This is a genomic window from Thermaerobacter sp. PB12/4term, assembly GCF_003403315.2.
In the GTDB taxonomy this organism is placed as follows: domain Bacteria; phylum Bacillota; class Sulfobacillia; order Thermaerobacterales; family Thermaerobacteraceae; genus Thermaerobacter.
In genome coordinates, this window is record NZ_CP048407.1 from 2,348,858 (window position 1) to 2,368,117 (window position 19,260).

Annotated in this window: 16 protein-coding genes and 1 riboswitch; of the genes, 8 read left to right on the forward strand and 8 right to left on the reverse strand. The window is 69.5% G+C overall.

Going from position 1 to position 19,260, the window contains the following annotated elements:
• Nucleotides 1–72 precede the first annotated feature (72 nt).
• The 5 genes from DYI95_RS09825 to tenA all read right to left on the reverse strand — a co-directional run bounded on the left by DYI95_RS09825 (nt 73) and on the right by tenA (nt 6,046).
• A complete protein-coding gene (locus tag DYI95_RS09825) occupies nt 73–1,062 on the reverse strand; it encodes a carbohydrate ABC transporter permease (RefSeq protein WP_243149742.1) in 990 nt (329 codons plus the stop codon).
• Nucleotides 1,059–2,525: an extracellular solute-binding protein gene (locus tag DYI95_RS09830; RefSeq protein WP_116899984.1), complete on the reverse strand. Its 1,467-nt coding sequence runs from the start codon at nt 2,523–2,525 to the stop codon at nt 1,059–1,061. Before DYI95_RS09830 ends, DYI95_RS09825 begins: the two co-directional genes overlap by 4 nt.
• Nucleotides 2,526–3,029: 504 nt before the next feature.
• Nucleotides 3,030–3,497, reverse strand: coding sequence for a 6,7-dimethyl-8-ribityllumazine synthase (ribH, locus tag DYI95_RS09835; RefSeq protein ID WP_116899983.1), 468 nt, complete (start codon nt 3,495–3,497; stop codon nt 3,030–3,032).
• Nucleotides 3,498–3,547: 50 nt separating this feature from the next.
• A complete protein-coding gene (gene ribD / locus DYI95_RS09840) occupies nt 3,548–4,831 on the reverse strand; it encodes a bifunctional diaminohydroxyphosphoribosylaminopyrimidine deaminase/5-amino-6-(5-phosphoribosylamino)uracil reductase RibD (protein ID WP_116899982.1) in 1,284 nt (427 codons plus the stop codon).
• Nucleotides 4,832–5,353: 522 nt separating this feature from the next.
• On the reverse strand, nt 5,354–6,046 hold the full coding sequence (gene tenA, locus DYI95_RS09845; RefSeq protein WP_158556011.1) for a thiaminase II: 693 nt from the start codon (nt 6,044–6,046) through the stop codon (nt 5,354–5,356).
• A 97-nt stretch (nt 6,047–6,143) separates the two neighbouring features.
• A riboswitch (TPP riboswitch) is annotated at nt 6,144–6,260 on the reverse strand.
• Nucleotides 6,261–6,416: 156 nt separating this feature from the next.
• On the opposite strand from tenA, the gene DYI95_RS09850 reads away from it, so the two are divergent.
• The 5 genes from DYI95_RS09850 to DYI95_RS09870 all read left to right on the forward strand — a co-directional run bounded on the left by DYI95_RS09850 (nt 6,417) and on the right by DYI95_RS09870 (nt 10,576).
• Nucleotides 6,417–7,202: a YIP1 family protein gene (locus DYI95_RS09850; protein WP_116899980.1), complete on the forward strand. Its 786-nt coding sequence runs from the start codon at nt 6,417–6,419 to the stop codon at nt 7,200–7,202.
• A 75-nt stretch (nt 7,203–7,277) separates the two neighbouring features.
• Nucleotides 7,278–7,433, forward strand: a complete 156-nt coding sequence (locus DYI95_RS09855; RefSeq protein ID WP_158556009.1) for a hypothetical protein — start codon at nt 7,278–7,280, stop codon at nt 7,431–7,433.
• Nucleotides 7,430–8,647, forward strand: coding sequence for an ABC transporter permease (locus DYI95_RS09860; RefSeq protein WP_158556008.1), 1,218 nt, complete (start codon nt 7,430–7,432; stop codon nt 8,645–8,647). The genes DYI95_RS09855 and DYI95_RS09860 overlap by 4 nt, the downstream gene beginning before the upstream one ends.
• Nucleotides 8,640–9,842, forward strand: a complete 1,203-nt coding sequence (locus DYI95_RS09865; RefSeq protein ID WP_116899978.1) for an efflux RND transporter periplasmic adaptor subunit — start codon at nt 8,640–8,642, stop codon at nt 9,840–9,842. The genes DYI95_RS09860 and DYI95_RS09865 overlap by 8 nt, the downstream gene beginning before the upstream one ends.
• 44 nt (nt 9,843–9,886) lie before the next feature.
• Nucleotides 9,887–10,576, forward strand: coding sequence for an ABC transporter ATP-binding protein (locus DYI95_RS09870; RefSeq protein ID WP_116899977.1), 690 nt, complete (start codon nt 9,887–9,889; stop codon nt 10,574–10,576).
• A gap of 418 nt (nt 10,577–10,994) precedes the next feature.
• Here DYI95_RS09870 and prpB read toward each other — a convergent pair whose 3' ends face one another.
• The 3 genes from prpB to mmgD all read right to left on the reverse strand — a co-directional run bounded on the left by prpB (nt 10,995) and on the right by mmgD (nt 14,954).
• On the reverse strand, nt 10,995–11,942 hold the full coding sequence (gene prpB / locus DYI95_RS09880) for a methylisocitrate lyase (protein ID WP_116899976.1): 948 nt from the start codon (nt 11,940–11,942) through the stop codon (nt 10,995–10,997).
• Between the two features lie 205 nt (nt 11,943–12,147).
• Nucleotides 12,148–13,614: a bifunctional 2-methylcitrate dehydratase/aconitate hydratase gene (locus DYI95_RS09885; RefSeq protein WP_116899975.1), complete on the reverse strand. Its 1,467-nt coding sequence runs from the start codon at nt 13,612–13,614 to the stop codon at nt 12,148–12,150.
• A gap of 221 nt (nt 13,615–13,835) precedes the next feature.
• The gene (gene mmgD, locus DYI95_RS09890; RefSeq protein WP_116899974.1) at nt 13,836–14,954 is read right to left on the reverse strand and encodes a citrate synthase; all 1,119 of its coding nucleotides are present in this window, start codon (nt 14,952–14,954) and stop codon (nt 13,836–13,838) included.
• 550 nt (nt 14,955–15,504) lie between these two features.
• Here mmgD and DYI95_RS09895 point away from each other — a divergent pair.
• The 3 genes from DYI95_RS09895 to DYI95_RS12720 all read left to right on the forward strand — a co-directional run bounded on the left by DYI95_RS09895 (nt 15,505) and on the right by DYI95_RS12720 (nt 19,039).
• Entirely contained in the window at nt 15,505–16,254 is a 750-nt protein-coding gene (locus DYI95_RS09895) for an alpha-lytic protease prodomain-containing protein (protein ID WP_243149743.1), read from the forward strand.
• 200 nt (nt 16,255–16,454) lie between these two features.
• Nucleotides 16,455–17,650, forward strand: a protein-coding gene (locus DYI95_RS09900; RefSeq protein WP_164581358.1) for an IS3 family transposase whose coding sequence is annotated in 2 segments (ribosomal slippage) — nt 16,455–17,244 and nt 17,244–17,650 — 1,197 coding nt in all. Because the reading frame shifts where the segments join, the coding sequence is not laid out codon by codon here.
• A gap of 1,080 nt (nt 17,651–18,730) precedes the next feature.
• The gene (locus DYI95_RS12720) at nt 18,731–19,039 is read left to right on the forward strand and encodes a hypothetical protein (protein WP_243149744.1); all 309 of its coding nucleotides are present in this window, start codon (nt 18,731–18,733) and stop codon (nt 19,037–19,039) included.
• Nucleotides 19,040–19,260: the final 221 nt, after the last annotated feature.

Below are 19,260 nucleotides of genomic sequence, written 5' to 3' on the forward strand. Positions count from 1 at the left end.
GGCCCGGCCGGGCTGGTTCGTCCCGAACGGTGAAGCGGCGGGCGGCTCCCGCGCCGGGCGCTCGGCCGTCCGTCAGCTGACCTCGATCCGGGGCTGCTGCGTCAACTGCCGGAAGTTGAAGAAGCGCAGGTAGAGCACCGACGCCACCAGGCCGATGAGCACCAGCACCGTGGCCAAGGCGGCACCGAGGCCGTACTGGGCGTTGCCGAAGTAGTTCGAAAGGGCCGTGTGGAAGGCGTACAGCGCCCAGACCTCGGTGGTGTAGAAGCCCGGACCGCCGTCGGTGGCCAGCAGGATGTACTCGTACGACGCCAGCAGCGACAGCGTCTGGTAGGCGGCCACGAACAGCGCCGGCCAGCGCAGCTGGGGCAGCACCACCCGCCGCACCAGCGCCCAGGTCCCCGCACCGTCCACCTGGGCGGCGATGAGCTGTTCCCGCGGGATGGCCTGGATGGCGGCGCTGAAGATGATCATCCCCATGGACGCCCCGACGAACCCGTTGATGGCGATGACCATCGGCCACGGGTGCTCGTAGAGCCAGTTGCCGGCCGCCGGCAGCCCCAGTGCGGCCAGCACCTGGTTGATCACCCCGTAGGGCCGCTCGGCGGCGAAGTACTTCCACATCAGCACGTAGACCACCGACGGGGTGATGCGCGGAAGCAGCCACACCGCGCGGAAGAACCCGCCCCACCGCCCGGGCAGGAAGGCCGTGGCCAGCGCCAGCACCAGGGCCAGCCCGACGTTGAACAGCGTCAGGGTGGCACCCACATAAAGCAGGGTGTTGCGGAGCACCAGCCCCGCCACCGGGTCGGTGACGACGCGCTGATAATTCTCCAGGCCCACCCAGCGGAACCCGCGCAGCCCCGTGGCCACGCTGACGTCCGTCAGGCTCAGGATCACCGTCAGGACCGCCGGGACCAGGAAGAACACGGCCACCACCAGCGCAAAGGGCAGGAGGAACCCTGCCCCCAGGCACCACGGCGCGGCTGGACGGGCGGCCGCGAGGGCTGCGGCCCCCGCGCCGCCGGCGGCCGGTTCCACCATCCGGCGAACCCGGCTCACCGGATGATCACCTCGTCGCGGAGCTGCGCCTGCAGCTGCTTCACCACCGTGTCGACGGCCTGCTCCGGCGTCATCTGCCCGGCCACCACCGCCGACAGCCCGCGGTAGATGGCCTGGTCGTAGTTGCCGAACTGCGCGTGCAGCGGGACGAACCCGGCGTATTCGACCATGTACGCGAGGTCGCCCAGCAGCCGGTTCTCCTTGTACTCAGGCTGCTCGAGCTGGGACTTCAGGATCGCCAGGTGGTTGCTCTCCACCGCATGGCGCGTGTTGAACTCGGGGTTCGTCGCCTCCAGGATCAGCCGCGCCGCCAAGTCGGGGTGCTGGGAGTACTTCGTCACCATGTAGACCAGCGGGTGGGAGAGGGTGACCCCCGGCTTGCCCTTCTCGCCCGCCGGCAGCAGCGCGTAGCCCAGATCCTGGACATCGGCGTCCGTCAGGCCGTACTGGTCCTGCCACTCGGCCACCTGCCACGAGCCGCCGACGAACAGGCCCACCTGCTTGCCCGTCACCGTGCGGTGCCAGATGGACCAGTCGGTGCCGAGCAGCGACGGCTTCAGCACGCCCAGTTCCCGCGCCCGGGCGAAGAACCGGTACTCCTTCAGCAGCGCCTCCTGATCCAGCACCAGCTTCCCCGTCGCCGGGTCCTGCATCCGGCCGTCGTAGGCCAGGTAGAACATGTAGAAGTCGACGCCCGGCTGCGGCCGGGTCCAGAACCCCTGGCCGGCCGGCACGATGCCGCGGTCCTGGAGCTGCTTGGCGAGATCCAGCAGGTCGTCCAGGGTGAAGTCGCCGCTCCTGATGCGCTCGGGCAGCTGGGCGATCTGCTGGTCGGTCCAGCCCAGCTGCTTGAGGTGCGACTTCCAGAAGTAAAGGGGCCGCGCCTCGGTATCCTGCGGGATGCCCCAGATCTTGCCGTCCAGGGTCACGGACTCCCACAGGGTCGGGAACACGTCCCGGTACACCGGGCTGTCCTTGACGTACTCGTCCAGGGGAACGATGTGCCCGGCCGCCGCCCACGGCGCCACGTCCTCGTGGCCGCTGAGGATGATGTCCGGCGCCTTGCCCGCCTCGGCTGCCAGGATGAACCGCTGCTTGTACTCGTCCCACGGGCGGTCCTCGTGGGTACCTTCCAGCTGGACGCGGACGTTCGCCCCCTCCTGCTCGAGCTTCTGGTTGAGGCGCTCCACCGCGTCCTTCAGGTTGTCGAACCGGTAGCGCTCCGTGGGCTTGCCGATGGTCATGGCCCGCAGGGTGACGGTCTGGACCCCCTGCTCCCCGCCGGACGAACCGGCCCCGCCCGCAGCCTGATCGCCGGCCGCGGGCTGGCCGCCTGAACCGCCGCACCCAGCCAGCACCAGCAGGCCCGCCACCAGGGCCGCCGCCAGCGCCCGCCGCAAGGCGCGGCTGCGGGCGAGCCGGCCCATGCACCCGATGACGCCATTCGTCCACCGATCCAGCACGAACGGTCACCTCCCGTCCCTGTGGACCCGTGGCGCGGCGGGCGGATCCGATCCCGTGGCCTGCAGGCGGCCGTACCTGACCACGGCCGGTGGGACGGTGCCGGCGACGGGCCGGCAAGTGCGCGCGGCTCCCGCCCGCGGCACGCCCGGGTCTGGCCTTGACCGGTCCCGATCCCCGAACCCGGCCGGCACCGCCCGGCAGGCACCCCCTGCGGACCGGCACGAACATGCCGGAGGTGCCACCGCTGCCGGCACGGCACGGCCCGCGCGAACCCACCGCTCGCCGGGCCCGCCAGGGGGTTCGGGTTCCCATGCTGGCAAGCGGGTTCGTCCCTAAAACCCGTGGATGCGACCTCTGTTGTTCCCGTTTCGAGCCTCGTTGGAAGGCGCTTTGAAGGTGACCGGCCCGTTGGGGCCGGCCTGTTAGCAGATGAGAACGACGAGTGCTAACAAGCAATTGGAATATATCCTCAGACTTAGCGGGATGTCAAGTTAAGGTACCACCTAATCCGGCAAGCTGCGGAACAGGTTGGCCATCTCCAGGGCCGCCAGGGCGGCCTCGGCCCCGCGATCGCCGGCTCGCAGGCCCGTGCGGTCCAGCGCTTGTTCCAGCGTCTCACAGGTCAGGACGCCGAAGATCACCGGCACGCCCGTCGACAGACCCGCCTGTAACAGCCCCTGGGCCGCGGCACCGGCCACGTATTCGAAGTGGGCCGTCTCCCCCTTCAGGACAGCCCCCAGGGCCACGATGGCGTGATAGCGGCCCGACGCCGCCAGGCGCCGGGCCGTCACGGGCAGCTCGAAGGAACCGGGCACCCACACGACGTCGACCGCCTCGGCCGGTACCCCCTGGCGGCGCAGCGCGTCCTGCGCCCCGGCCAAGAGGGCGGCCGTCACCGGCCGGTTGTACCGCGCCACGACCACGGCAAGGCGAACGCCCGCAGGATTCAACGTTCCCTCGTAGACGGCCATTGGTTGTCACCTCCTGCCCGGCCGGACCGTGGCGGCCGCGCCGGGGACGTTCACGACGGGCCGTCCGCACATCCCCTCCCCCCGCTCGCCCCCCTCCCGCCGGCCGGGTCCCCGCCGGTCTCTTCCGGGCTCGTGGGATCATACAGATAGCCGCCGATGAGCCAGTCGCTGCCCAGCCGCCGGGCGAAAACCCGGCGGAGCACGGGCGCGTCGGCCATCCGCTCCACTCCGGGCCCGGCGATGGGCCCGGGCGCCTCCGCCCCGCCGGCCAGCTTGGGGGCCACCAGCGCCACGACGCGGTCCACCAGCCGTGCGCCGAAGAACGCCCCGTGCACGGTGGCGCCTCCTTCCACCAGCAGGTGGACGACGCCCTCCGCGGCCAAAAGCCGCAGCAGGTGGGGGAGGGAGACCCGGCCATCCGGCCCGGCGGGGAGGGTGACGATCCGTGCCCCCGCCTCTTCCAGGCCCCGGACCCGCGCGGCCGGTGCGCCGGGGGTGACGGCCACCCAGGTTGGCGCCGGCGACAGACGGGCCACCTGAACCACGCGGGCCGTGGGAGGTGTGCGGGCGTGACTGTCGAGGACGATGCGCAGGGGATCCCGGCCGCCCGGATGGAGGCGGACGGTCAGCAGCGGATCGTCGGCGAGGACCGTGCCGACCCCGACCAGGATGGCGTCCACCCGGTCCCGTAACCGGTGGGCCCACCGCCGGGCGCGGATCCCGGTGACCCAGCGGCTGTCGCCCCGGGCGGTGGCGATGCGCCCGTCCAGCGTCATGGCGTACTTCGCCGTGACCATGGGGCGGCCCAGCCGCCGGTGGACGATATACGCCTCATTCAGTCGCCGGGCGGCTTCCTCTTCCAGCCCGACGGCGACTTCGATGCCGGCGGCCGCCAGCGCCGCGATCCCGCGACCGGCCACCCGCGGGTCCGGATCCACCATGGCCACCACCACCCGGCGGACGCCTGCCGCCATGATGGCACCGGTACACGGCGGGGTGCGGCCGTAATGGCAGCAGGGCTCCAGCGTGACGTAGAGGGTAGCTCCCCGCGCCCGTTCACCCGCCGTCCGGAGGGCCTCGATCTCGGCGTGGGGCTCTCCCGCCCGCCGGTGAAAGCCTTCCCCGACCACCTCCCCGTCCCGGACGATCACGGCACCGACAATGGGATTGGGATGGGTCCGGCCGCGGGCCCGGGCGGCCAGCCGCAAGGCACGACGCATGAACGCCCGGTCGGTCACCGGCCAGTCGTCACGACGGCAAGCGGCGAGGACGCCGGAGGGCTCACCCGCTGGCGGGGCTCCCCGGCCACCGGTCCCGGCGATGGACGGCGTCACGCACCTCACCCCCTGGCGGCAGGACCGGCGGCCCGCCCTGACGGGCCTGCGACACCCGACCAGCCGGGCGGACGCGCACCGTTCCCAGCCAACCTCCTCGGGAGCAGGGAGATGGGGAAAGAATGGGATGGGCCCCAAAGCCTCAGGTGCTGTCGGGACCGCACGAAGGGGACGAAGGGGGAACCGTGGACTGACCGGTCGACGCGGGCAGCCTCAGCCCCTGCCTCCTTCTCCCATCCGGACTGTACCGTCGGCGCCGGGATCGCACCGGCTCCTGCCCCGAGCGGCATCGGAGAAGCCGCCCCGGCGGCTCGCGGGCTCGTCGTGGCGCCAGGGGCGCCACGCATCACCGCCGGTCGGGAATTGGTCGCCGCCTCCGGCTCGTACGGACCGGCGACCTCACCCTGCCCCGAAGGAGACATGGAACGACCTTTCCACAATCAATCGGGTTTGTGAAGCGAGTCACAATCTGCCGCGATGGCCGTATTCGCCGCGCCGGCCCGGAATCCTCCCGCCCCTGAATCACGGGGCCACGGGCCAGCGGAGGGTCCGATAGGCCTGGTCCCAGAACATCCACTCGTATCGCAAGCTGCGCAGGAACCATTGATGCATCAGGCGGCGCTCGTCAGCACCGGCCAAGGTGGCCAGGCGGTCCACGAGGGCCAGCTGTTCGTCCACGCTGCGGTGGAATTCCGGACTGGCATACGCGAGAATCCACTGCCGGTACACATCGTGGTCGGGCAGCCGGCGTGCCAGCCGTTCGCCGACCCGGGCGTAGACCCAGTAACAGGGAAGGACCGCGGCGACCAGTTCCCCCAACGTGCCCGTATGGGCCACCCGGAGCAAGTGATCGGTGTACGCCACGGTGACCGGCGCGGGTTCCTGTTGCCTGACCGCTTCCACGTCCAAGCCGATGCGTGGCGCCAGGTCCTCATGCAGCCGCTCCTCGACCCGCCCCACGTTGGCCGCGTGGCGGAGGAACATCTCGCGGGTTACCGGCGTGTCCGCCAGCGTCGCCCCCCGGGCCAGGACCCGGGCGAACTGATCCAAATAGAGCACGTCTTGGGCGATGAAATTGGCAAATCTCTCCAGCGCCAGCGTCCCGTCCCCCACTTCGCGGACGAAGGGAAGCTCGAAGATCGCATCCCATACGGGCCGGCTGCGTTCCTCCAGCTGCTGGTGAAACGGTGCGGTTCCGCCTGCATCGGTGACCACTCGTCCTGATGCCCCCTTCCTCCATGGTCGAACTCGGGAAAAGGAAACGCCGCCGAAGGGCTCGGCGGCGGGAAGCAGGCGATGGAGCGGTGATTGGCTCGCCATGCGACCGCATTCCCGACGCCGGCATGATCCGGATCCGGTGATGGGGGTCGGCGACGCCGTCCCAGTCGCCCTCTCAGCCCGGTTGCCCCGGACTCCCCCCGCGGTCTCTTTAGGGGTATTCATACCCCACGGCGCCCTACACTCCTTCCCGGGTCTCCGCGAGGCCGGCGGCCTGGCAGGAAATCGGCCTCCATCTCACCCACGCGCTTCCAGGTGGCAGGATGCTCCCATCGCGATCTAGAAAGGGGTGGGCAGACCAACGTCGATGGGGGATGCGTCCATGGAGCAGGAAGAACGGCGTCCCGTGCCCCTCTGGCGGGCGCTGGGCGGGATGCTGGCGAACCCCACCGCCACCTTCGCGGCGTTCCCGGCGAAGCAGCCGTGGTTCATGCCGCTGCTGCTGTTCGGCGTCATTGGCGCCGTGGGCGGCTGGGTGGTCGCCTCCGCGACGTCGGATGTCGTGCTTGCCCGGATCGAGGAACTGTCCGGACAGGCCGGGAATCCGATGGGCGACCCCAGCGCCGTGGCCTCCTTCGCTGGCACCGTGATGATGGTGAGCGCGACGGCGTCGGGTTTCTTCGGGCCCTTCCTGGATGTCCTGATGACGGCCGCCGTGACGTGGATCGTGGCAGCCGCCGCGCGGGCGGTCTTGCCCTTCTCGCAACTCTTCTCCCTGACGGCGTATGCCCATCTGCCCCACGTCTTCGGAACGGTGCTCTTGGCGGTCCTGGTCGCGTCCGGCCTGTTCGACCCGCTGGCCATGCCCGGGGTGGTCCCGACGAGCCTGGCCGTCGTCGTGCCCGGCGAGCCGGGGTCGTTTCTGGCCGGAGTTTTCGGGCACGTCGAGCTCTTCACCCTCTGGAGCACGGTCTTGCTGGGGATCGGCCTCGGGGCCGCGGCGCGGCGGAGTGCGCGCTGGGGCATCGGCGTCGCGGTGGCCGGGTGGCTGCTGATCGCGGTGGTCAGCGCCGGGCTGGGGAGCCTGCTGCCGAACCCCGGTACCTTGCCGGCGGCCCCCGGAGGCGTGCCCGGCAGCGGCGTGCCCCAGTAGGCACATTGCGCATGTGACGCACACTGGGGCCGTACGATGGGAGCCCATGCCCACCGATAGCAGGAGGCGGACGTGGTGCCCGTCGGCGTTCCCGGGTGGATCTTCACGGTACTGGCCCTCTCGGCTCTCTTCGTCGTTGGATGGAAACTCGATCGGGCCATGTTCCCCAGGCGGAAGACCCGATGGTCGGGCACGGGTTGGGGTGGCCGCGACGGGGAGGAACCGGCTTGAGTCTTGGGGAGGCGTTCCGTGCCGCATGGCAAGGGGTGTGGGCGCACAAGTTCCGTACCTTCCTGACCATGCTGGGGGTGGTCATCGGCGTCGCGGCGGTGATCGCGGTCGTGGCCATCGGCGACGGCGCTCGCCACCGGATCACCGCCACCCTGCGGGCCGTCGACGCCCAGGCCGTCCAGATCCTCCCCGCAGACTTCGACGAACTGGGCAATTCCCAGGGGCTTTTGACCGAACAGACCCTGGAGCAGGTGAGCCGCCTCCCCGGGGTGCACGGGGTCGTCACCGCCGACGTGACCGCCGCCACCGCCCGCTTCCGGGGCGAAGAGGTAGAGCTGACGGTGACGGGCACCACCTTTGCCTACCCGCTGACGGACCCCCTGGAATTCCTCGCCGGGCGGTTCTGGGCCGAAGCCGACGACCGGGGCGCCCGGCGCGTCATCGTCCTCGACGAGACGGCGGCCGGCCGGCTGTTTCCGGGTGAGGATCCCGCGGCGGTGGTGGGGCAGGTGATCCGGGTCGACGGCATCCCCTACCGGGTCGCGGGCGTCGTCCGCTCGCAGGTGCCGGCGGCGCTGGCAGGCTTCGTCTCGGCACTAGGGGAAGGATTACGGGGTAGCGGCTACGTCCCCCTCTCCACCTGGCCCACCCTGACGGGCCGGTCCCCCGTGGTCGCCTACGTCGCCGTGGTGCCGGAACCGGGCGAGGATCGGGACGTCATTGCCCGGCGCACCATCGCCCACCTGGAGCGGGTGACGGGTCAGCGCGGCGCCTTCCGCACCCTGGACCTGTCCGAGCTGGCAGGCGCCATCGGCCAGGTGACCGCCCTCTTGACGGTGGTCGTCGGGTCCATCGCCGGGATCGCCCTGGTGGTGGGAGGCGTCGGCGTGATGAACATCATGCTGGTCTCGGTCACCGAACGCACCCGGGAGATCGGGTTGCGGATGGCCCTGGGGGCCACGCGCGGCAACATTCTTCTTCAGTTCCTCATCGAGGCGATGTTGATCACCGGGACGGGAGGGCTCGTCGGCATCGGCCTGGGATCCGGACTGGCCTGGGTCATCGCCGCCCTGGCGGGGTGGCCGCCGCGGGTGTCGGTTCCCACCGTGGTGGTGGCGGTGCTGTTCTCGCTCTTCGTCGGGGTGGTCTGCGGCATCTACCCGGCACGGCGGGCGGCGGGCCTCGACCCCATGGAGGCACTTCGCTATGAATAGACGGGTTTGGCGGCTGTTGGTGGTCTATCTGCTGCTGGCGGCGGCAGCGGCAGGCACGGTCGGCGTGGCCATCGCCCGGTCCCGCCATCCAGACGGCCGTCCCATCCAGGCCGTTCACCCCCAGCGACGCCCCATGGAGGACGTCATCTTCGCCAGCGGCCGCGTCGCCCCCCGCCACCAGCAGAAGGTGCTGCCCCGGCCGGGGCTAGCGGTCGAGTCGATCCCGGTGGAGGAAGGCCAGACGGTCAAGAAGGGTGACGTCCTGGTCCGGTACGCCGCCGGCGAGCTGGAGGGTCAGGTGCGCCAGGCCGAACTCGCCCTGCAGCGGGCTCAGCTTGAGCACCGGCGCGCCCGAGGCCAGCTGGAACGAGCCAGGGCATGTGCCCGCGAGAACGGCAGCCGCGGCGAGGCCGCCCAGGGTCCACGGGACGAACCGGCCCCGCCGGACACCTGCATCGGCAGCGTACCGGAGGAGGAGGCGGAGCTGCAGGTGGAGCTGGCCCAGCTGGGGGTGGAACAAGCCCGGTTGCAACTGGAACAGGCAAAGCGCCAGCTGGCGGGGGCGGAGGTCCGGAGTGAACTGGATGGCGTGGTGCTGCAGGTCGCGGACCCGGAGGGAGACCTGCTGCAGGGCGCCGGCGGGCCGCTGGTGACGGTCGGGACCCTGGAGGAGCTGGTGGTCGACCTGGTCGTTCCCGAGTTGGACGGGGTGCGGGTCCGGTCCGGGCAGAAGGTCCGCATCCTCAGCGATGCATTCCCAGACGCCACGTGGGAGGGGACCGTCGACCGGGTCGGGGCGCTGGTCGTCACGCGGGCGGGGATGGGCGGGCGGCAGGAAACCGGAGTACCCGTGACCGTCGCCCTGCCTCGGGGAACGCCCCTCAAGCCCGGCTACACCGTCAATCTGGAGATCGTGGTGGAGGCGCGGCAGGCCCTGGCGATACCCCTCTCCGCCCTGGTGGGGACCGACGGTGCCGAGGTGTGGGTGATCCGCGACGGGCGAGCCGTCCGCCGCCCGATCGAAGTGGGCATCAGCGACGCGGAGTGGGCGGAGGTGCGGTCCGGGCTCGCACCGGAGGATTGGGTGGCCGTCGACCCGCCCGCGGATTTGCGCCCGGGCGAGGCCGTGCGGGTCGTGGCCCGTGAACGCCAGGAGGCAGCGGGAGACGATGGGGAACCAGGGGCCAGGGACTGAGGTGCCACGGATACCAGCCTGAGGTGTAGAGGACGGCAATCCCCATGGCGCTCATCGAACTGCAGGGCGTGGAGAAGGTCTACCGCATGGGCCAGGGGCGCGTAACGGCCCTGGGCGGGGTCGACCTCACCGTTGACGAAGGCGAGTTCACCGCGGTGATGGGGCCTTCCGGGTCCGGGAAGTCGACGCTGCTGCACATCATCGGATGCCTCGACCGTCCCACCGCCGGGTCCTACCGGTTCATGGGACGCGAGGTCGGCGGGCTCAGCGAGACCGAACTGGCCCGCTTGCGGAACCGCCAGTTCGGGTTCGTCTTCCAGCGCTTCTTCCTCCTCCCCCGCTACCGGGTGTGGGAGAACGTGGCCTTGCCCCTGGCCTACGCCGGCGTCGACCGGCGCCGGCGCCGGGAACGGGCGTGGGAACTCCTGCACCGGGTCGGCCTGGAGGGCCGGGAGGAGCACTTCCCCAACCAGCTGTCCGGAGGACAGCAGCAGCGGGTGGCCATCGCCCGGGCCCTGGCCAACGGACCGGCGGTCCTGCTGGCCGATGAGCCGACGGGCAACCTGGACAGCGTCACGAGCGCCGAGATTCTCGCGCTTTTCGCGACCCTCCACCGGCAGGGCCATACCATTCTGCTGGTGACCCACGACCCGGCGGTCGCCCAGCAGGCCCAGCGCGTGGTGCACATCCGGGACGGCCGAATCCGGCAGGACGAACGCCGCGAGGCGCGATGAGCGTGGGCTGCTTCATTCCATCCTGCGACAGCCCGGGCCGTCCGTGGCATCATGGAGGTAACCGCCGCGGCGAGGTGAGCCCTTTGGACCGCAGTTTAGGCAGAGCGGATCCCAATTCCTGCGGGCCTTCGCGACCGGGCGCTGGAACTCGACAAGGCCTACATCCCCACGCGGTACCCGGATGCCCATCCGGCTGGAGCGCCAAGGCGGTTGTACACCGCTTCGGACGATGCTTTTCAGCGGGTCCGGCGCACGACCCCGCTGCGGGCGCTCGAACCCCACGTGTACAGCCTGTCGGAAGCGGAATCCGTCGCGGCGGTCCTTGAGCGGATGACGCGGGACGGCGTCGTCCTGCTCGACCCAGGCCGCAATTCAGATCACTGACACGACCGAACTGTGGACCCGTGCCAGCCTGGGATCACAATGCCTGCTCCCTTCCCACGTTCCCGTCCCGCTCCCGGGCCAGGGGCGGCAGGGTCGAGCGGGCGATGGTCTGATCGAGCTCTTCGTAGGCGAAGTAGTGGATGGTCTCGTAGAGCTCCGCCCGATCCTGCATCTCGCCCAGCAGCTCGCGGGTCGAGCCGGCCTGCCGCAGGTGGCGGTACAGCCGCTCCACCGCCCGCGCCGCCACCCGCAAGGACGAGACCGGGAACAGGATGATGTTGTACCCCCAGGCCGCGAGATCCGCGGCGCCGTAGTACGGCGTCTTGCCGAACTCGGTCAGGTTGGCCAGGAGGGGCACGCCGGGCAGCGCCTCCCGCACGGCGCGGAACTCCTCCTTCGTGGTCAGGGCCTCGGGGAAGATGGCGTCGGCCCCCGCCTCCACGTACCGGCGGGCGCGGGCGATGGCCGCCTCGAGCCCTTCGACGCCGTGGGCGTCGGTCCGGGCGATGACGTAGAGGGTCGGCGCGGTCTCCTTCAGCGCCCGGATCTTCTGCACCATCTCGTCGGCGGTGACCAGGCTCTTGCCGCTGAGATGGCCGCACTTCTTGGGCATCTCCTGGTCTTCGATCTGCACGCCCGCCACCCGCGCCTCGACCATCTCGCGGCCCGTCCGGGCCACGTTCAAGACCCCGCCGAACCCGGTGTCGATGTCGACGATCAGCGGCAGGTCGGTGGCGCGGACGATGTCCCGGGCGCGCTCGGCCACCTCCTGGCTGGTGACCAGGCCCAGGTCCGGCAGGCCGCGGCTGGCGGTGTAGGCCGCGCCCGAGAGGTAGAGGGCCTCAAAGCCCACCCGCTGGGCGATGAGCGCCGCCATGGCGTCGTGGGCACCGGGCAGCACCACCGGCCCCTGCTTCACCAGCCGGCGGAACCGCTCGGCCAGCTCCGCCTGGGGCGTCTCCTTCTGCAGCAACCAGGCCATCGGCTATACCTCCTTTGAACGACCGCCCGCGCCGCGACGGCGGGTCCGGCGACCCCCGACCCGGCACCCCTCGTAGGGTCCGCAGGATGCCCGTAGGATGCACCGGCTCGTTCGCCGGCTCGGCTCGTGCCAGGCCGGTTCAGGGGAGGCACCGGCCCGCCCGGGCCGGTGCCTCCCCCGGGACGGGCCGGTTCATCCAGGTTCATCAGGGCCTGTGAAGTTCGTCCATGAAGCGGTCCACGGGCATCTCTGGCAGGCCCGGGTCCTCCGCCAGGAGGTGGAACAGCCGCTCCGCCCGGCGGGCCGGGAAGACCTCCCGCAGGGCCGCCCGCACCTTCTCGTGCAGCCGCGGCAGGGCCTCGTCCCGCCGGCGCCGGTGGCCCAGGGGGTACTCCACCTCCACCTTGTCGGTGGCGGTGCCGTCGCGGAAGAACACCTGCACGGCGTTGGCGATGGAGCGCTTCTCCGGGTCCAGGTAGTCGCGGCTGTACCGCTCGTTCTCCACCACGACCATCTTCTCCCGCAGGGCGTCGATGCGGGGGTCGGAGGCGATGGGCTCCTCGTAGTGCTGGTAGGTCAGCTCGCCGTAGATCAGGGCCACGGCGGTCATGTACTGCAGGGAGTGGTCGCGGTCGGCCGGGTTCGTCAGCGGGCCCTTCTTGTCGATGATGCGGACGGCCGATTCCTGGGTCTCGATGACGATGCGCTCGATCTCGTCCAGCCGGTCCTTGACCTGGGGGTGCAGGCGCAGGCCCGCCTCCACCGCCGTCTGCCCGTGGAACTCCGCCGGGTACGCGATCTTGAAGAGCACGTTCTCCATCACGTAGGACCCCAGGGGCCGCGCCAGGACCACCTTCTCGCCCCGGAAGACCACGTCTTCGAAGCCCCAGCGGGGGGCGCTCAGGGCGGTGGGGTAGCCCATCTCGCCCTTGACGGCGAAGAGCGCCAGCCGCACGGCCCGGCTCACCGCATCGGCCGCCGCCCAGGACTTGCGGGAGCCCGTGTTGGGGAAGTGACGGTAGGTGCGCAGGGCGGCCCCGTCGATCCAGGCGTTGGAGAGGGCGTTGATCACCTCGTCGCGCCCGCCGCCCCACAGGGCGGTGGCCACCGCCGCCGACGCCACCTTGACGAAGTGCACGTGGTCGAAGCCGAAGCGGTTGAGGCTGTTCTCCAGCGAGAGCACGCCCTGGATCTCGTGGGCCTTGATGGCCATGGTCAGCACGTCGCGGACGGTGTAGGGCGCCTCGCCGCGGCTGCGCCGCACCCGGCTGACGTGATCCGCCACCGCCAGGATGGCGCCCAGGTTGTCCGACGGGTGCCCCCACTCCTTGGCCAGGAAGGTGTCGTTGTAGTCCAGCCAGCGGATCAGGGCGGTGATGTTGAAGGCGCCCTCCACGGGATCCAGCACGTAGGGCGTGCCCGGCACCTTGACCCCATGGGGCACGATGGTGCCCGGCACCGTGGGTCCGAGCAGCTTGGTGCACTCGGGGTAGGCCAGGGCGTAGAAGGCCGCCGCCAGCGAGTCCATCAGCACCCAGCGGGCGGTGCGGTACGCCAGCTCGCTGTCGATGGCCTGGTTGAGGACGTACTCCGCGATGTCGACCAGGATTCGATCGGGCTCCTGGGGTTTCGTGGCCCCACCTGCAGGGGCCGCCGCGTCGTGGGTTGCCATGTCGCTGACCGAACTCCTCCCTGCGGTCCCGGTGAGCACGGTGAGCGCTCCACGGACCCGACGTCGGGCCCACCTGGATGCCGGCACTCACCAGGTTCCCATTTTGAACGACGGTGCAACCGGCCGGGCTCCTGGGGTGGACCGACAGGCGACAGGGGCCGGCCCGGACCCCTTCCACCGGCCGGAGCAGGGCACGCCTCCGCTGCGGGCCGGCAAGCTGGTCAGGGCTTCAGCCCCCGCGGCCCCAGGTACCGCACCCGCGGCCGGTAGAGCCGGTTCTGGGCGTGCTGCTCCACCACGTGGGCCACCAGGCCCGCCGTCCGGGCGGCAAAGAAGATCGGGGTGTACAGCTCGATGGGAATGCCCAGCACATAGTAGATTGGCGCGGCGTAATAGTCGAGGTTCGGGTAGAGGCCCTTCTCCTCCCGCATGATGTCCTCGCCCCGCTGGCACATGGCCACCCAGCGGCGGCCCTCCTCGTCGCCGCGTTCGTCCACCAGCCGGGCCAGGGTCTGCTTGAGGATCCAGGCCCGCGGGTCGAACTTGCGCATGTAGACCCGGTGCCCGAAGCCCATGATGCGCTCCTTGCGGGCCAGCTTCTCGCGGATCAGGCGGTCGAGGCCCTCCACGTCGCCGGCATCCAGCATCATGTGGGCCACGGCCTCGTTGGCGCCGCCGTGCAGGGGCCCCTTCAAGGACGCAACCGCCCCGGTCAGGGCGCCATAGACGTCGGACAGGGTCGAGGCGATGATCCGCGCCGTGAAGGTGGAGTTGGGCATCTCGTGCTCGCTGTAGGCGATCAGCGCCTGGTCGAAGGCCCGCGCCCCGGCGGGGTCCGGCCGCCGGCCGGTGATCATGTACACGAAGTTCTCGGCGAAGCCCAGCTGGGGGTCGGGAAGAACGGGCTGCTCCCCCTGGGCAATGCGGGTCAGGTTCGCCACGATGGTCGAGACCTGGCCCACCAGCCGCACGCCCTTGGCCCGCTCCGCCTCGGGGTCGGGCGAGTCCGCGTCGGGGTCGAACCCGGCCAGGGCCGAGACGGCGGTGCGCAGCCGGTCCATGGCGTGCATCGACGCCGGCAGCTTGGCGAGGATGTCCCACACGGGCTGCGGGACCTCGGCGGCGAGAAGCTGCCGCTCCAGCTCCTTGCGCTCGGCGTCGTCGGGAAGCCGCTCGTGGATCAGCAGGCCGAGCACGTCGACGTAGGTCTTCTGGGTGATCAGGTCGAGCAGGTTGTAGCCGCGGACCACGATCTCCTCGTTCTCCACGTCGAGGTAGGAGATGCGGGTCTCGGCGGCGATCACGCCCTCGAGGCCGGGGCGATACTCCTGGGTCTCCATGACGCCACCCCTTTGGGAGGATGATCAGCGGGCGCGCGGCCGGAACCGCGCCCGAGCCACCGAATTGCCCTTGGATTCCTACCCGAAAGGAGCCCCGACCTCCTGCCAGGCCCGAACGATGCAATCGCACCGACGCCGGCGGTCGCGGGAACCCCATTCGGCGCGGCGGCGTCCAAAGGGCGACGGTACACCGGAGGAGGAGCGTTCAAAGGGTCACGGTGCCAGGGGGAGTCAGGCTGTCTCGACCGTCAAGGCCGCTTCAAACCCGACTCTCAGGGCCGCCTCCAAGCGGAATTCCAGAGGGGCAGTCGAAGGGCAGGACCGTCCAGACCGATGCAGGGGCGGACGCGAAGGTGTCAAGGGCGGACTCCCGGGCAAACCGAATCTGGAGGAGGCGAGGACTTTGCTGTTCGCAGATGGAAGATCCTTGGGCCGGCCGATGATCCCAATCAAGGTGACGGGGAGGGACAGCCGAGGGGTGACGGGGAGCGGGCGACGAACGCGGGGTCCCCGTGCAAAAGGCTGTCGAGCCCGGGCAGCAGTGCGGCGCGTGGGATGGGTGGTGGGATGGGTGGCCTTGTTGACCGTGGCCATGGCCGGGTTCGCAGGTGCCCTCCAGGCTTCCACGGGACGTGGCGCTCCGGGGAAGCCCCCGGAACCCGCCGGCTCCCCGGATCGACCCGTGTCCTGGGTGGTCGCGCCGGACGACGTTCAGGCCGCGGAAGCCTACCTCCGGGAGCGCTTCGCCGACCGGTTCGGTGGCCTCTACGTGGAAGAGGCGGGCAACGGCCAAGCGGCGGTGGTGGTCGTGCTGACGCGACCCCTCGACCCCGCCGGTGAGCAGGCGCTGCGGGATCGCCTCGCTGGACACCAGCTGCGGTTCGAGGAAGGCCAGTACACGCTGAGGGAACTCGAGCAAGTGCAGGCGACGCTGAACCAAAACATGGCCCGCCTGCAGGCCCAGGGAGTCGAAGTGGTGTGGACCGGGGTGGACGTTCGGACGAACCGGGTGACGCTGGGGGTCTCGAGCTCCGTCGCCGAAGCCCGGGCCGCGATCCAGAGCCTTCCCGGGGCGGGCGTGATCGAGGTGGTCGCCGCCGAGCCGGTCCGGCTTCTCGGGGCTGAAGGTGGTCCGGCGGTGACGGCGGTACCGTCCCAGGCGGCGACCGCAACCGACGCCATCATCGACCGGGAGCCCACTTCAGAGGGGAACGCACCGGCCGGGGCGACCGGGTGGTGGGCGGCACTGATGACAACCCTCAGCCGGTGGTGGGCGGCGCTGGTCGCCGTGTTTCGCTGATGTCGGCAGTGCCGTGGTTGAGACCTTGATTCGTGCAGCTTGATTCGGTCTTTGCCACGGCTTGATTTGGCTTGTGCTTCAGCCGGTGCGACCGCTTCAGTTGGTCTGGGACCAGCTGGAGCGGCCAGTCCACCTGGACTTGCCCCGGTTTAGTGGACACCCCGATACTTGGGGCGTAAGCCCCGGAAAGGGTGATCCCCATGCCGGCTACCAAGCCGCCGTATCCTCCCGAGTTCCGGGCCGAAGCCGTCCGCCTCGTCCGGGAGAGTGGGAAGAAGCTCCAGCAGATTGCCGCCGACCTCGGCGTCTCGGAGGCCAGCCTGCGGAAGTGGGTTCGGCAAGCCGGGATCGACGCGGGGCAGCGCCCCGGGTTGACGACCGCCGAACGGGAGGAACTCAACCGGCTGCGGCGGGAGAACCGGATCCTGCGGGAGGAGCGTGAAATCCTAAAAAAAAGCCGCAGCCTTTTTTGCCCAGGAGAGCCGACGGAACCGGTGACCGTGTTTCGGTTCATCGAGCAGGAGAAGGCCCACCATCCGGTGGCCACGCTGTGCCGTGTCCTGGGCGTCTCGACGAGTGGCTATTACGCATGGCGGCAACGGGGTGCCTCCAGACGGTCCCAGGAGGACGCGGATTTGAGCCAGCGGATCCGGCTCATCCATGCTGGCAGCCGGGGCACGTATGGCGCGCCCCGCATCCATGCAGAGCTGCGGTTGACGCATGGGGTCCGCTGTGGTCGGAAGCGGGTCGCCCGGCTGATGCGGGCTATGGGGCTGGCCGGCGTGCACCGGCGCCGGACCCGGGGGATCACACTCCGGGATCCCCGCCGCCCCGTCTACCCTGATCGGCTGGGTCGGCAGTTTGTGCCCGATGCCCCCAACCGGGTGTGGGTGGCGGACCTCACGCAGCATCGCACGGAGGAAGGCTGGCTGTACCTGGCCACGGTGGTGGATGCCTTCTCCCGCGCCGTGGTGGGCTGGGCCATGGGGACCGGCCCGTGGCGGAGTTGGTGGTCGACGCCGTCACCATGGCGGTACGGCGTCGCCGGCCGGGGCCCGGTCTGATCCACCACTCGGACCATGGCGTGCAATACACCTCGCTGGCATTCACCCGCCGCTTGGAGGTCCTGGGCATCGCCGGATCAATGGGTTCCGTGGGCGATGCGCTGGACAACGCGATGGCGGAGAGTTTCTACGCGACCCTGCAACGGGAGCTCCTCGACCGCCAAGCCTGGGCCACACGGGATCAACTGCGCATGGCGATCTTCGAGTACGTCGAAGGGTTCTACAACCGGCGGCGGCGTCACTCGGCACTTGGTTACCTCTCGCCCTACGAGTACGAGGAGCGTTGGATCCAGGAGCGAAAGGCTCAGCCACAGGAAGGGGTTGTCGCGTAAGCCTCAACCTGTCCACGAAACCGGGTCAACTTCAACCGGCCAGAGAGCCACGCTTTTATTGGCCTGCAACCGACCCCTTCAAGCCTTAAGAAGGGCAAGCGCTCCAACCCGACGGTCACCAGCACCCGCCGCCTCAGATGGCGAGTGCCGCCATGGGTGCCGGCACGAAGCACGGAAGCGCTTTAACCATGGTCGCAACTTGTCTTGCGGACGGCCCGTCTGCCGGTGTCGCAGATTGCATTCCTAAAGGGTGCCGAATGCTGGCGGGTGGGATGGGGACCAAGCCATCTCAGCACGAAGCGCTTCCTGTTGAATCATGGGAACGTCTGTCGACAAGTTACCTGCTTCACATAGAAGACTTCGCCAATTCTACGGTGAATATCCTGGATGGTAAGTCAACAGATGAAACCCACGAGGGGGATCCAGCGGACACTGGTACGGCACCAACTTATCCTCTTGTGGTGCCAGATGCGGTTTGGCGGAAGAAGGGGTCCCGTGCAGCTGTCCGCTCATGCAGCAGTCGATTCGTGCTGCCTGGGGCTGTACCCGCCGCCTGGCCTACTCCACAAATCTGCCGCCACGATGGCGTGCAGGCAAGGCAATGGTGGTCCATCTTCTTGTACGGCTACAAGTTCCGTAGTGGCGCCATGGGCTTGTTGGCGTCTCTGACTCAAGACCAAGCGTGCCAACAGAAGGGTTGCGATCCGTCTATCGACAATACTCCTGAACAGGGATGGAAACAGCTGCGGAACGCCCGAAACCACGATCGCCGTACAACGAGTACGGTAACGTACGCCACGGATATCCGGTGGTATCCGTAGGTTGATACGACGTTCCATGGGGGGCCATGCCTTGCGCAGGTGGATTGGCATGGCGGCCGCGTTGTTGGCAGTCGGTTCTGCCCTGTTCATCCTTCTCTCGAATTCTCGGGCGTCGAGCCCGTGGTGGGCCGAATTGCCGCCAGGAGAGAAGAGGGACCTGTTTGCCCGGCAAGAAGCAGAGCGGTACTCCGTCCCGCCAGCACCGAAGGATCAGGAGCAGCCTGGGCCCCTGGGGTCGCAGCAGGATCCCCCGAGGCCCGTGGGCATCATTCCTGAAGGCGAGTACCCTGATAGTACCGTCGTCATTCAAAACCGGTGGCAAGGTCCTTTCGGTAACGGCGTCGTTCAAGTCTTCGCCGGCGCTACCGCTGATGACCCGTCCCAGGGATTGGTCATTGTTCACTGGCTGGATAAAGACTGGGGCTTTGTGCGCGGCCAAAGGTTCCTGGCCCCGGCGAAGGTCGGCAGCCTGGAAATCGTGGCTGCCAACAACGGTACGTTTACCCTTCGCAGTTCTGGTGGCAGGACCTTGACGTTCGATCTTCGCAAACTGTCCTTTGAAGAATAAGCCGAAGACGACTTGGCGATGGAGGGTTCGATTGGTTCTGGCCGGGCACGGGTCCGGTGACAATTGGAAACCCGCCCCGGAACGGACGCCCCAGCCCCTGCGGAAGGGTGGTGGCCGGTCTACTCGCGACCCGCAGCCGGTGATGGCGGCGCTGGTCGCGCTGGTCGAATAATTGACACCGTCCTGGTTCAGACCTTGCTTCGCGCGGCTTGATTCGGCGC